This is a genomic window from Nocardia altamirensis NBRC 108246 (genome assembly GCF_001612685.1).
Taxonomy (GTDB): Bacteria; Actinomycetota; Actinomycetes; order Mycobacteriales; family Mycobacteriaceae; genus Nocardia; species Nocardia altamirensis.
In genome coordinates, this window is the sequence record NZ_BDAY01000034.1 from 67,359 (window position 1) to 80,090 (window position 12,732).

General features: G+C 68.0%; 13 protein-coding genes. 1 reads left to right on the top strand and 12 read right to left on the bottom strand.

Features of this window, described 5'->3' with window-relative positions; translation table 11 throughout:
* Positions 1 to 10: 10 nt before the first annotated feature.
* Together NA11_RS18945 and NA11_RS18950 are read right to left on the bottom strand one after the other, a co-directional pair.
* The gene (locus NA11_RS18945) at positions 11 to 556 is read right to left on the bottom strand and encodes a DUF1697 domain-containing protein (protein WP_069163262.1); all 546 of its coding nucleotides are present in this window, start codon (positions 554 to 556) and stop codon (positions 11 to 13) included.
* Positions 553 to 1,302, bottom strand: a complete 750-nt coding sequence (locus tag NA11_RS18950) for an acyltransferase (RefSeq protein ID WP_069163263.1) — start codon at positions 1,300 to 1,302, stop codon at positions 553 to 555. Before NA11_RS18950 ends, NA11_RS18945 begins: the two co-directional genes overlap by 4 nt.
* Positions 1,303 to 1,587: 285 nt before the next feature.
* Here NA11_RS18950 and NA11_RS18955 point away from each other — a divergent pair, with 285 nt between their 5' ends.
* Positions 1,588 to 2,940: an outer membrane protein assembly factor BamB family protein gene (locus NA11_RS18955; protein ID WP_245745962.1), complete on the top strand. Its 1,353-nt coding sequence runs from the start codon at positions 1,588 to 1,590 to the stop codon at positions 2,938 to 2,940.
* Positions 2,941 to 2,955: 15 nt separating this feature from the next.
* Here NA11_RS18955 and NA11_RS18960 read toward each other — a convergent pair whose 3' ends face one another.
* From NA11_RS18960 to ctaD, 10 genes are all read right to left on the bottom strand, one after another.
* Positions 2,956 to 4,125 (bottom strand): class I SAM-dependent methyltransferase, encoded by a 1,170-nt coding sequence (locus tag NA11_RS18960; protein ID WP_069163264.1) that lies wholly within the window; start codon positions 4,123 to 4,125, stop codon positions 2,956 to 2,958.
* Positions 4,125 to 5,102, bottom strand: coding sequence for a class I SAM-dependent methyltransferase (locus NA11_RS18965; RefSeq protein WP_069163265.1), 978 nt, complete (start codon positions 5,100 to 5,102; stop codon positions 4,125 to 4,127). The genes NA11_RS18960 and NA11_RS18965 overlap by 1 nt, the downstream gene beginning before the upstream one ends.
* Positions 5,103 to 5,272: 170 nt before the next feature.
* Positions 5,273 to 6,064: an enoyl-CoA hydratase-related protein gene (locus NA11_RS18970; RefSeq protein ID WP_069163266.1), complete on the bottom strand. Its 792-nt coding sequence runs from the start codon at positions 6,062 to 6,064 to the stop codon at positions 5,273 to 5,275.
* 34 nt (positions 6,065 to 6,098) lie between these two features.
* Positions 6,099 to 6,869: an NUDIX hydrolase gene (locus tag NA11_RS18975; protein ID WP_141717698.1), complete on the bottom strand. Its 771-nt coding sequence runs from the start codon at positions 6,867 to 6,869 to the stop codon at positions 6,099 to 6,101.
* A 158-nt stretch (positions 6,870 to 7,027) separates the two neighbouring features.
* Complete coding sequence (locus NA11_RS18980; RefSeq protein WP_069163268.1) at positions 7,028 to 7,861, bottom strand: ABC transporter ATP-binding protein; 834 nt, start codon at positions 7,859 to 7,861, stop codon at positions 7,028 to 7,030.
* A gap of 62 nt (positions 7,862 to 7,923) precedes the next feature.
* The gene (locus NA11_RS44870) at positions 7,924 to 8,097 is read right to left on the bottom strand and encodes a transmembrane 9 family protein (protein ID WP_141717694.1); all 174 of its coding nucleotides are present in this window, start codon (positions 8,095 to 8,097) and stop codon (positions 7,924 to 7,926) included.
* Between the two features lie 131 nt (positions 8,098 to 8,228).
* A complete protein-coding gene (locus tag NA11_RS18985; protein ID WP_069163269.1) occupies positions 8,229 to 9,056 on the bottom strand; it encodes an aminoacyl-tRNA hydrolase in 828 nt (275 codons plus the stop codon).
* Entirely contained in the window at positions 9,056 to 9,502 is a 447-nt protein-coding gene (locus NA11_RS18990) for a protease inhibitor I42 family protein (RefSeq protein WP_069163270.1), read from the bottom strand. Before NA11_RS18990 ends, NA11_RS18985 begins: the two co-directional genes overlap by 1 nt.
* Before the next feature lie 82 nt (positions 9,503 to 9,584).
* Complete coding sequence (serB, locus tag NA11_RS18995) at positions 9,585 to 10,802, bottom strand: phosphoserine phosphatase SerB (protein ID WP_069163271.1); 1,218 nt, start codon at positions 10,800 to 10,802, stop codon at positions 9,585 to 9,587.
* Between the two features lie 137 nt (positions 10,803 to 10,939).
* A complete protein-coding gene (ctaD, locus tag NA11_RS19000; RefSeq protein ID WP_069163272.1) occupies positions 10,940 to 12,685 on the bottom strand; it encodes an aa3-type cytochrome oxidase subunit I in 1,746 nt (581 codons plus the stop codon).
* Positions 12,686 to 12,732: the final 47 nt, after the last annotated feature.

Sequence of the window (12,732 nt, forward strand, 5' to 3'; positions counted from 1 at the left end):
CCGGCCGAAGCTAGGCGTCCATCTTCTTGACGATGCGCTGGACGGTGAGCCAGGTGCGCGTGGTGATGTCCTTGCCGTATGTCTTGTCGAGCCAGGTCATGAAGTCGGGGGTCTTGCCGGGTTCGCTGTTGTCGATCACCGCAAGAAAAGCGCGGCACGGCTTGTCGTAGCCGACGACGCGGGTGAGCGGATCCGGTTGGTCCGGCAGCTTTTTCGGCGCTTGCGCGCCGTCCTTCAGGAACGTGGCCACGAGATACGTTCCGCGGCCGTGGGTAAGGCCGGGGAACGGGTCGCTGTCGAGCAGCGCCTGCAGATCTTCGGCGGTGCGCAGGATGGTGCCGCCCGCGATGCCGAGTTCACTGATGAGCGCCTGCTGGATCCGGTCCTCGAGCTCACCGATGTCGGTCTCGGCGCCGCGGAACACGATATTGCCGCTCGCCAGCACCGAGGCGACCTTCTCGAAACCGAGGCCTTCGAACACGCCACGCAGTTTGTCGTTGGCCATGTTCGGGTTGCTCGGGGCGATCCCGCGCAACAGAGCCGCGTAGCGCTTCATGCCGTTTTGGCCGCGCCGTTCTTCTTGCGTTCGATATCTTCCAGTGCCGCAAGGTATTGCGCGCGTTCCTCGGCGCTCGCCTCCCAGGCGTCCTTGCGGTTCTTCACGACCTTGGCAGGCGCGCCGACCGCGATGCTGTAATCCGGGATCTCGCCCTTGACGACCGCGTGCGCGCCGAGCACACAGCCGCGGCCGACGCGCGTTTCCCGCAGCACGGTCACCTTCGCGGCGATCCAGGTGTCGGGGCCGATGCGGACCGGGCTCTTGACGATGCCCTGATCCTTGATCGGCAGCGTGATGTCGTCCATCTTGTGGTCGAAATCGCAGATGTAGCACCAGTCGGCGACCAACGTGGACTCGCCGATCTCGATGTCGAGGTAGGTGTTGACGACGTTGTCCTTGCCGAACACCACCTTGTCGCCGATGCGCAGCGAACCCTCGTGGCAGCGGATGGCGTTGCCGTCACCGATGTGCACCCACCGACCGATCTCCATCCGGCCGAGCTCGGGGGTCGCGTGCACCTCGACCCGCTTGCCGAGGAAGACCATGCCGCGCAACACGATGTGCGGGTTGGCCAGCCGGAACTTGAGCAGCCGGTAGTAGCGCACCAGATACCAGGGCGTGTACGCCTTGTTCGCGAGCACCCAGCGCAGCGACGCCGCGGTCAGAAAGCGCGCCTGCTGCGGATCCCGGCGGCGCGATCCCCGCCAGCGCGAGCGCAACGGTGCGCCCCACATGCTCGTCACGAACGGATCTCCTGTCGTGGTCTAAGGCCTGTCACCCACCGAAGTGGGGATGGGAAAGAGCCTAGTACGCCGCCCGGCGCGGTCCTGCGCAGACCGGGATGGTCGCAATGCCGACGAAGATACGCCCGGCTACGGTGGCAAACCGCCCGGCACCACAACGGCAGGACTCGTCCTCCCCCGCGCACCCCTCCCGTACAGTGACTACCGCGCCGCGGGCGGCGTCTGGCAATTCCACACGCGTACACCCGAACCGGGTGGCCCTAGAGCTGGGAAACGACGACAGGAGTGCAGCAAGTGCGAAGCGGCGGCGTACTGGCCAGTTCCGTGCGGCGATCGTCCCGGACCCGGCTATTGGCGGCGCTGGTCGCGGTCGGCGCGGTGGCGTTGACCGGCTGCGGCACCGACGTCGACGACATCGCCGTCGGGCCTGGCAAGGGCTGGCCCGCCGCGCACCACGACGCCCGCAACGACGGAAGCAGCCCGATCGCCGGCGCCAAGAAGGTCGCGTTGAGCTGGTCGCGCCCGATCGGCGGACCGATCGCGCAGCCGGTGACCATCGGTCCGGACGGGCAGATGTTCCTCACCACGAACCTGCCAGGCTGCACGATCTTCTCCTTCCAGATGGCCACCGGGCGTAAGCGCTTCTGCAACGAGCTCGGACCGGGCGCTATCAGCGCCGCGTCGTCGGTCGACGGCGCCACCAATGTGTATGTCGGCGACGATCGCGGCAACGTCGGCGGCGTGAACGCCTTCAACTACCTCGGGCAGCCGCGCTGGCGCACCAGCGTGGCAGGCACGCCGGTCTCGGTGCAGTTCACCGGCGACGGAAACCTGTTGTCGGTCACCCAAACCGGTCAGGTGGACGTGTTGTCCCGGCAGACCGGCGAGCGCGTCGTCCCCTCGATGCAGCTGCTCGGCCAGCCCGATCCGCTCGATCACCCGAACCTCACCTGGCCTGCCGCCGGGCAAGGCCTTGCCGAATGCCTTTCCGGCGAACCGCAGTGCCCGGTCGCGAACATCTCGGCGGTCGACGCGGCCAGTGGGCGCTTTTTCGTCACGGTATGGAAGCCGGGCGATCCCGTCGCCACGCTGGTCGCACTTCGCTACGCGGACAAGAAGATCCAGCAGGACTGGAGCGCCGCGATGCTGTCCGGCGGCAGTGCGACGAGCCCGTCGCTGTCCGCTGACGGCAAGACGGTGTATGTCGGCGACAACAGCAAGCGCCTGATCGCGGTCGACACCGCCGACGGCCGGACCAAATGGGTGCGGCCCTTGGAATGGGCTCCGCGCGGCGGCATTTCGGTCTCGACCGACGGGCTGATCATTCCGTCCGGCGACGACGGCTACCTGCTCGCGCTGCGCGACACCGGCGACACCGTGGAAACCGTCTGGGAGCGTAAGGATCTCGACCTGCGCGGGACCCCGGTGCAGACCGCGGGCGGCACCGGGTACACCACCGCCGCGATCGGCGAAGGATTGAACCTGATCACCTTCGACATCAAGACCGGCGCCACCATCGACTCCGATGTGCTGCCCGGCGCGCGCGGCAGCACCACCGGCACCTCGATCGGCGCGAAGGGCGAAGTCGTGGTCGCGACGCGCATCGGCGAGCTGTTCGTCTTCAAGCCCGAACGCTGACCTCACCGTCCGAGCTCAGTGCACCTGCGCGGTGCAGAGGAATGCCGTCGGCGTTCGCCCTATCCGGGTGATCACCAGCGTGAAGGGCTGGGTGCCTTGAGGTTTGAGCGTGCGCCGGAGTTTGTCCGGGTCCACGTCGACGCCGCGGACCAGGATTTCCAGTGGACCGCAGTCACGCAGGCGCAGCGCCGCGCGCAGTGTCTTCTCGCGGTAATCCAGCCGCTCGACGATGCGGAAGCCGCGGGTGCCCGGCGGCACCGCGTCACCGGTGAGGTAGGCGATGCGTGGGTCCAGTTGCCAGAGACCGTGTTTCGCGGCGTAGTGACGAACAAGGCCGGAGCGGACCACCGCTCCGTCGGGGTCGACGATCCAGGTGCCAGGCGCCCGCTCGGGGATGTCATCGGGGTCGGCATCGGTGAGCGTGAACGATGTTCCGGCCGAAGACAATACGGTGGCTCGTCGACTGATCGCCGAGTCGGTCAGCCCCGCCGACCACAGGCACGCCTCGCGCACCGCGCCGTCGAGCGAGACCACCTCGACCTCGCCGGACCAGTCGAGCCGGTCGAAATCCATACCGGGAGCACACTTCACCACGAGATCGCGGCCCGCATAGGCGGACAGCAGATCGGGCAGCGGCGGTTGCAGCTTCGCCGGATCGTGCGTGCGCCTGCCGTCGGCCCTGCGCGCCGGATCGGCGACGACGACCGTGTCCCTGCTCACCGGAACCAGGGCATCCGCCTTGGCCAGCAACACATTTCGGCTACCGTCGAGGTTGTGCGCGGCCATCGAGAGCCGCACGTCATCCAGGTCGCTGCCGAGTACTGCGGGACACACCCGCGCCAGCTCGACGAGCTCCGCGCCGATCGAGCACGTCACGTCGTGCACCGCCCGCCCGGCCAACCGGGCGGCGCGGCCACGAGCCACCGCTGTCGGTGTCGCCTGCTGGAGGGCGTCATCGGTGAACAGCCACTCCCCCGCCCCGGCGAGCTTGGCCGCGGCCTTGCGCCGCAGCCGGACGGTCTCGACGAGGCACGCCGCCGCGGCACCGTTGTCGCGACGCACCCGCTCCAGATCGCGCAGGTGCGTCGCCTGGGTCAGCTCCAGCCGGTCCACCTCGGCCAGTGCGGCAAGGCCCGCCGCACTGCCGAGAAAGGTGACATCCGCGCGACCGAAGCCGTATCCCACTACTTGGCGGAACTGCCCGGCTTCACGCCGGTGATCATCGCGTTGTAGAAGAACTGACGCGGCACGACCCGGCGCATCACGTTCTCGTCCAACCAGCTCAGCCGCAGCCACGCCCGGTACATGGTCATCCGGTAAGCCATGGTCAGCTTCTCGTCCGGCACGGCCGCCTCGAAGGTGCGCACCGGCCAGCCCCACAGCGCGGCCGCGAACTCTTCGGTGGTCGCCTTGACCTCGACGGCGCCTGCCGACCGTGCCATGCCCTCGAGATCGCTCGGATCGAACGTGTGCAGGTCGACGACCGCCTCGAGCGCCGCGGCCCGCGAGGACTCGTCCAGCTCCTGCTGCGGGCGCCGCCAGCCGGCGAGCTGGGGCAGCTTGGTGACGGTGGTGGTGGCCTTCCAGGTGATCCGGCCGAGCCAGCGCGCGTAGAAGTTGCCCGCGGTGGTCGGCTCGCCCGCGAAGACGAAGCGGCCGCCCGGCTTGAGCACGCGCAGGCATTCCTTCAGCGCCAGCTCGACGTCAGGGATGTGGTGCAGCACCGCGTGCCCGACCACGAGGTCGAAGGTGTCGTCCTCGTACGGGATGGTCTCGGCGTCGGCGACCCGGCCGTCGACGTCCAGGCCGAGGTGCTCGGCGTTGCGCAGCGCGACCTTCACCATGCCAGGCGACAGGTCGGTGACCGAGCCGGTCTTGGCGACGCCGCCCTGCATCAGGTTCAGCAGGAAGAAGCCGGTGCCGCAACCCAATTCGAGGGCGCGACCGTACGGTAGCGGTGCCGGGCCGACGGCCGCGTCGAAACGACCGCGGGCGTACTCGATGCAACGCTCGTCATAGGAAATCGACCACTTGTCGTCGTAGGTCTCCGCTTCCCAGTCGTGGTAGAGCACCTGGGCAAGCTTCGTATCCTTGCGCGCTGCTTCGACCTCGGCCTCGGTGGCGTGCGGGTTCGGCGCGGGGTCGTCAGGGCGTACCGTCATAGCGGCTAAGCCTACCCAAACGTGGGGACCCGGCCCGCTGTCGGCCCAGGCATTGCGATCACTCCTGGACCAGCGTCCGTATTGGAACCTGTTCCGACCAGGTGATCTTGACGAACCCACAGCTCAGGCCGCCTCGGCCGAGATCAGAACGAGATCTTTCGGCCGCCGGATCAGCGGCCGACGAAGGCTGCCGAGCCCGGGCCGTCGGCCAGGTAGGAATGGAGACCGAACACACGGTCTTCGCTGGTGAACAGATCAGACCATTCGGTCTGTGCACGGTCCAAGCCGTGCGGGCCCGCCTCGAAAACGGCCTTCGCGGCGGCCAGCGCTCGCGCAGGGCCGTCGGTGAAGCGCTGCGCCCACGCAAGCGCCGCGGTGTAGACGTCGTCGGGCGGGACGACCTCGTCGACCAGTCCGAGCGCACGTGCCTCGTCGGGCTCGACGAACCGGCCGGTATAGACGAGGTCCTTGGCCGGGCCGGGACCGATCAGCAGCGAAAGCCGACGGATGCCTGCGAGCGGAATCAGACCTGCCTTGATCTGCGGCAGGCCGAGCTTCACGTTGTCGCCGATGATGCGCCGATCCGCGCCGAGCGCGAGCTCGAGGCCGCCGCCGAGGCAATAGCCACTGATCGCCGCGACCGTCGGCTGCGGCAGCCTGGCCAGGCAGCCGAGGTGACGTTGCAGATCGCCCGCCATCGCCCTCGCCTGCTCCGCGCCGAGTTCGGCCAGCTCGGCCAGGTCGTCGCCCGCGGAGAACACCCGCTCGTCGCCGTAGAGCACGACCGCCGCCACCGTCGGATCCTCGGCGATCGAGTCAGCCGCCTCCGCCAGCTCCCGCACCAGCTGTGCGTTCAGCAGATTCATCGGCGGGCGGGCGATCCGGAGGACGGCAACGCGGCGCGCGGCAGCGGAAGGATCGGCCTGCGGCGTCGGCAGCTCCAGGGTCACGAATTCGGCCATGGGACGCCACGCTACCGGGTAACCGCCCGCGGACTCACTTGCGGACAGATCCCCTGAGCTTGCTCTGATCCGGCAGATCCGCGAAGTAGCGCACGTTGCCCGGGAAGGTCAGCAGCTGCTGCCCGTCGACACCCGTGACCACCGGCATGATCGGTTCGATGACCGCCTCGGCGGCGAGAATCTCTGCGGTGGAAGCGAATTCACCCAACGCGTACAGCTGCGACCAGGTCGGCGGCAGCAGGATGTCGGTGCCTGCCCGCCACCGATCCAACGCCTCGGCCGAGGTACGCCAGTGCACCTCGGCGGCCTCGGAGGTCGCGCCGTCGGCGAGCTGCCCCTCGGGCAGCACCGCGACGAAGAACCTGGTGTCGTAGCGCCGCGGCTCCAGCTCCGGCGTGATCCAATTCGCCCACGGCCGAAGCAGATCCGCGCGCAACACCAGGTTCTCGGCGGCGAGGAACGCGGCGAGAGACAGCTCACGACGTTCCAGCTTGCCGCGCGCCTCGTGGTACTCGGCGGTGTCGGAGACCACCGAGTCGGCGGTCGGACCGGCAAGCAGCACACCGCATTCCTCGAAGGTCTCACGCACGGCCGCACAGACCAGCGCCTTGGCCCGCGGTTCAGTGGTAGCGAAACGCTCTGCCCACCAAGCAGGTTCGGGACCTGCCCAGGCGATGTCGGCGGTGCCGTCGGACGGATCGACGCCGCCGCCGGGGAACACGGTCATTCCTGCGGCGAACGCCATCGCGCCAACCCGGCGCTGCAGAAAGATCTCCGGCCCCGCGGCGCTGTCGCGCACCAGCATCACGGTCGATGCGTCCTTGACCGCCGAAGGCTGAGAGCCCGCCTGCACTTTTGTCTCACTCACCCCAGCACCATAACCCGCGCTCGGTGAACCTCGTCACCGCGTGTGCTCGGTCAGCGAGATCGCCGAACCCAGGCACCCGGCGGCATCGTGCTAGCTCAGCGGGTGCGGTGCTTTCCCGCGCGACGTGCTCGGCGGGCGAAATAGCGGCCGTCGACTTGGTCGAGGGCGATCTGCTGGCGGAAGGCGTCGCTGAGGTTTTCGGAGGTGACCACGTCGGTGAGCAACCCCTGGGCGATGACCTCGCCCTCGTTGAGGAGCATGCCGTGGGTGAAGCCGGGCGGGATCTCTTCGACGTGGTGGGTGACCAGCACGATGGCCGGAGCATCCGGATCGGCGGCCAGATCGCCGAGGCGCTCCACCAGTTCCTCGCGGCCACCGAGGTCGAGGCCCGCGGCAGGCTCGTCGAGCAGCAGGAGTTCAGGATCGGTCATCAGGGCGCGAGCGATGAGGACACGCTTGCGCTCGCCCTCGGACAGGGTGCCGTAGGTGCGATCCGAAAGATGTTCGGCACCTAGGCTTTCCAGCATGTCGATGGCGCGGTCGGTATCGACGTCGTCGTAACGTTCCCGCCAGCGGCCGAGCACCGCATAGCCTGCCGACACGACCAGGTCGCTGACCTTTTCGTCCTTGGGCACCCGGCCCGCCACCGCGGCGGACGACAAACCGATCCGCGGCCGGAGTTCGCTGACGTCGACCTTGCCGAGAATCTCGCCGAGCAGATGGGCGATGCCCGAGGTCGGATGCATCTCGGCGGCGGCCATGCGAAGCAGGGAGGTCTTGCCCGCGCCGTTGGGCCCGAGGACAACCCAGCGTTCGTCGAGCTCCACCTGCCAGGTGACGGGACCGACGAGCGTGTGGCCCGAGCGACGGACGGTGACGTCGGTGAAATCGATGAGCAGATCGGGATCCGGTTGCGGCACGCGGTCCATCTTGGACCACCCGCACGACCGGCCGCCAACGCGGGCAGGGTGCGGGGCGCGTGTCGAGTGGGTCAGTGCCTGCGGCCCGGCGCGAACAAGTCGCGTAGGCGCTGGTCGGCGCGTCCGTCGGACTCGAGGCGTTGATCATCGCCCGCGCCCGACTTGCGCATCACCCGGGCCACCAAGAGGGCCAACGGAACCGACAAAAATACCCACAGGGCGAGAATCACCAGCAGCGTGGTCATAGCTGGTCTTTCCCTTCGGTCGAGCAAGGCCTCGTTGCCTTGGCCACGAGCCTCCGCGTGGAGGCCTACTTTGAGTCTTACCCCAATCCGGGCCGCGCAACGCCGCAACCCCGCAAGCTTTTACGACAGGGTTACCAGGATGTGGCCTGCACGGCGATCACGGTCATCGAACCAGGCGCCACTTCGGTGAACCCGGCGTCGCGTACGGCGACAGCCGTGCCGCGGGCCACCGCGTCGGTCAACGCCCGCCACTGGCGCGCGTCGGCTTCCCGCACCGAGCAGCAGAATCGGCGCTCCGCCCAGTACAACGCCTGCTCCATCGGCAACGCACCCGCCAACAACATGCTGGCGTGGCCGACCTGCGCGGCCGCCTTGCCGAGGGTCATCTCGAGTCCCGAATTCACCCAGAGCACCGGCAGATCCGGATCGGCGGGGCCGGGCTCGTCGGGTTCGAGGTCGGTGCCGCCGATCTGCAACCGCCGGATCCTCGGGTCGATGGCGCCGACCGGTCCGGGGACAAGGGCACGCGCCTGCGCGCCGTCCACCTCCACCGTGACGCCGTCCACCTCGTTCGCGGCGAGCCACTGGCCGCCGCGGGCACGCCGGGTCACCTTGCGGATGCGCGAGCGCTTCCAGGCCAGGTAGCGCGCCGACCACTCGCCGTCGGGGCCGACTCGCTCGCCCAAGCACAGCGCGACCGATGCGGTGGCCGCCGCGGCGAGCAGGGCGCTGCGCGGCGGCGGGTCCACCTTGGGCAGGTGCAGCACGATCTGCATGGCCTGCACCATGGCCGGATCGTCGGGGTCGCCCGCACCGCCGTAGCCGGTCGCCAACTCCGCGTGCCTGACCCGGAATCCGGCGATATCGAATTCCGCCGACTCCGTACCTTCTTCGCTCGACTGCACCGCACTCCCCCGGGCATCCCGGACTCCGGCACCACATTCCGGGATGCTCGACATCACTCCACCTTGATCGTCAACGAAAACGTCTGCGCGGGTTCCACACCCTGCTCCCACGGCCGCAGATAGTTCATCACCAGCTTGGTCGCGCCGGGCGCGCCGCCGACGAAGGTCCACACCGACGTCCCGCCCGATCCCGGCATGACCGGCTTCGTGGGATCGGCCTTGTACTCCGGTTCACCTTGCGTCCGAACGAGAGTGGCATCCACCTCGGCGATCTGCCACGAGTACCCGGTGGACGGGTTCGCAGGCAACGTCACCACCAGCGACTGCCCGGTCTCGAGGCGCCGTTCCTTACCGTTGTCCGCCTCGGTGACCGTGACCGCGGCAGGCGCAGGGCCGGTCGTCGGCACAGCAGATGAGCTCGAACCCGACCCGGACGCATCGTCCTTGCCACATCCGACAACCGTCAATCCGAGCAGCAACACCAGCAGAGATTTCCGCACCGTACCCTCCGATCACGCCGACGATCATGGTCGGCGTCAGCCTACCGACGGCACGGTCTGGACTCGGCCATCGACACCGGGGTCAACTCAGCGGGACGCGGCGCACCAACCCGTCGTTCGCGTCGGCGGCCTCGATCTCGTGCCTGGTGACGCCGAGGATGTACAGCACCGCGTCGAGGTAGGGGTGCGACAGTGCCGCGTCGGCGATCTCGCGCAGCGCGGGCTTGGCATTGAACGCCACTCCGAGTCCGGCGGCATTGAGCATGTCGATGTCGTTGGCGCCGTCGCCGACCGCGACGGTCTGCTCCATCGGCACGCCCGCCTCGGCGGCGAACTTGCGCAGCGCGGTCGCCTTCGCGGCCCGGTCGACGATGTCGCCGACGACCCGCCCTGTCAGCTTGCCTCCCTTGATCTCCAAGGTGTTGGCCTGCATGAAGTCAAGCTCCAGTTCGTGCGCCAGCGGCTCGATCACCTGACGGAAACCACCGGAGACCACACCGCACTGGAACCCGAGCCTGCGCAGCGTGCGGATCGTGGTCCTGGCTCCGGGGGTCAGCTCGATCCGATCGGCCACCTCCTCGATCACCGACTCGTCCAACCCGGCGAGCGTCGCCACCCGCTGGCGCAGCGATTCGGCGAAATCGATCTCGCCGCGCATGGCGGACTCGGTGACCTTGCGGACCTCGTCCTCCACACCGGCGTGCGCCGCGAGCATCTCGATCACCTCACCCTGGATGAGCGTGGAGTCGACGTCGAACACGATGAGCCGCTTGGCCCTTCGCGCCAGCCCGGCCCGCTCGACCGCGACGTCGACCTGTTCGGCCACCGCCACCTCGGCCAGCGCCGTGCGCAGCCGCGAGTCGGTGTCCGCGCCGGTGTCGGTCGCGGTGACCAGCAGCTCCATCCCGGTGACCGGGTAGTCGGCGATGCCGCGGATGCTGTCGATGTTGGCGCCGAGCGCGGCCAGCTGCCGCGACACCGAGCTGAACGCGTGCGCGGTGACCGGGGAACCGAGGATCACCACCGCATGGGTGGACATCGGCTGCCTGCCGATCGCCGCGTCGACCTCGACATCGACATGCATGCCGACGGTGTTCATCGCCTCTTCGAGCTCTTCCTGCAGCGACTCCGCATCGCCTGGGCAGGTGACGAGCACGCCGAGGGTCAGCCTGCCGCGGATGACGACCTGTTCGACGTCGAGCAGGCTCACGTGGTGCCGCGACATCGCCGCGAGGAGCACGGACGTCACACCGGGACGGTCGGGTCCGGTGACGGTGACGAGAACTGTGGTGTCGGCCAACTGATGTGCTCCAGGTTAGAGGTGTTCCGTCGCAGGCCTGGACTTCATTGTCGCTTCGCTACGGGTGTACTTCGCCGCACAAACGAGTGTGCACCCGCTGTGGACCAGCAGGTGCACACTCATCGGTCGTCGTAAATCTACTTTGTCGCGGTCGCGCCCTCGGTGACCTCGTGGCTGTAGTGCTTGCCCGAGCCCCAGCCGACGTGCGCTTCGGCGCGCATCCGCTCGACCATGTGCGGGTAGTGCAGTTCGAACGCGGGGCGCTCGGACCGGATCCGCGGCAGCTCGTAGAAGTTGTGCCGCGGCGGCGGGCAGGTGGTCGCCCATTCCAGCGAATTGCCGTAGCCCCACGGATCATCCACCGTGACGACCTCGCCGTAGCGGAAGCTCTTGAAGACGTTCCACACGAACGGCAGCATCGAGGCGCCGAGGATGAACGCGCCGATGGTAGAGATGGTGTTCAGCGTGGTGAAGCCGTCGCTCGGCAGGTAGTCGGCGTAGCGGCGGGGCATGCCCTCGGCGCCAACCCAGTGCTGCACCAGGAAGGTGGTGTGGAAGCCGACGAAGGTCGCCCAGAAGTGCCACTTGCCGAGGCGCTCGTCCATCATCCGCCCGGTGATCTTCGGGAACCAGAAGTAGATGCCCGCGAAGGTGGCGAACACGATGGTGCCGAAGAGCACGTAGTGGAAGTGCGCGACAACGAAATACGAGTCGGTCACGTGGAAGTCCAGCGGCGGGCTGGCCAGGATGACACCGGACAGACCACCGAAGAGGAAGGTCACCAGGAAGCCGATCGACCACAGCATCGGCGTCTCGAACGTCAGCTGACCGCGCCACATGGTGCCGATCCAGTTGAAGAACTTCACACCGGTCGGGACCGCGATGAGGAAGGTCATGAACGAGAAGTACGGCAGCAGCACGGCGCCGGTGGCGTACATGTGGTGTGCCCACACCGCAATGGACAGCGCGGCGATGCCGAGGGTGGCGTAGACCAGCGTGGTGTAGCCGAAGATCGGCTTGCGCGAGAACACCGGGAAGATCTCGGACACGATGCCGAAGAACGGCAGCGCGATGATGTACACCTCGGGGTGGCCGAAGAACCAGAACAGGTGCTGGTAGAGCAGGACGCCGCCGGTGGCCGGGTCGTAGATGTGGCCGCCGAGGTGCCGGTCGTAGGCGAGGCCGAACAGCGCCGCGGTGAGCAGCGGGAAGGCAAGCAGGACAAGCACGCTGGTGACGGCGATGTTCCAGGTGAAGATCGGCATCCGGAACATGGTCATGCCCGGTGCACGCAGGCAGACGACCGTGGTGAGCATGTTGACGCCACCGAGGATGGTGCCGAGGCCGGAGACGGCGAGGCCGAGGATCCACAGGTCGGCGCCGACGCCGGGCGAGTGCAGGATGTCGGTGAGCGGGGTGTAGGCGGTCCAGCCGAAGTCGGCGGCGCCACCGGGGGTGATGAAGCCCGCGGTCGCCATCGAGCCGCCGAACAGGTACAGCCAGTAGCTGAACGCGTTCAGGCGCGGGAAGGCGACGTCAGGTGCGCCGATCTGCAGCGGGAGCACGATGTTGGCGAAGCCGAACACGATCGCGGTCGCGTAGAACAGCAGCATGATGGTGCCGTGCATGGTGAACAGCTGGTTGAACTGTTCCGGCGAAAGGAACTGCAGGCCGGGCCGCGCCAGCTCGGCACGCATCAGCAGCGCCATCAGACCACCGACGAGGAAGAAGCTCATCGCGGTCACCAGGTACATGGTGCCGAGGACCTTGGGGTCGGTGGTCGTGACCATCTTGTAGAGATAAGAACCCTTCGGCCCGGTCCGCGCCGGATACGGCCGAGTCGCTTCCAACTGAGGGACTGGCTGGGGCTCTACGGCAGTCACTGATCCTCCTGAAGGTGCCTTTAGGTCGCTCCGCAGGCTCCGCTGCT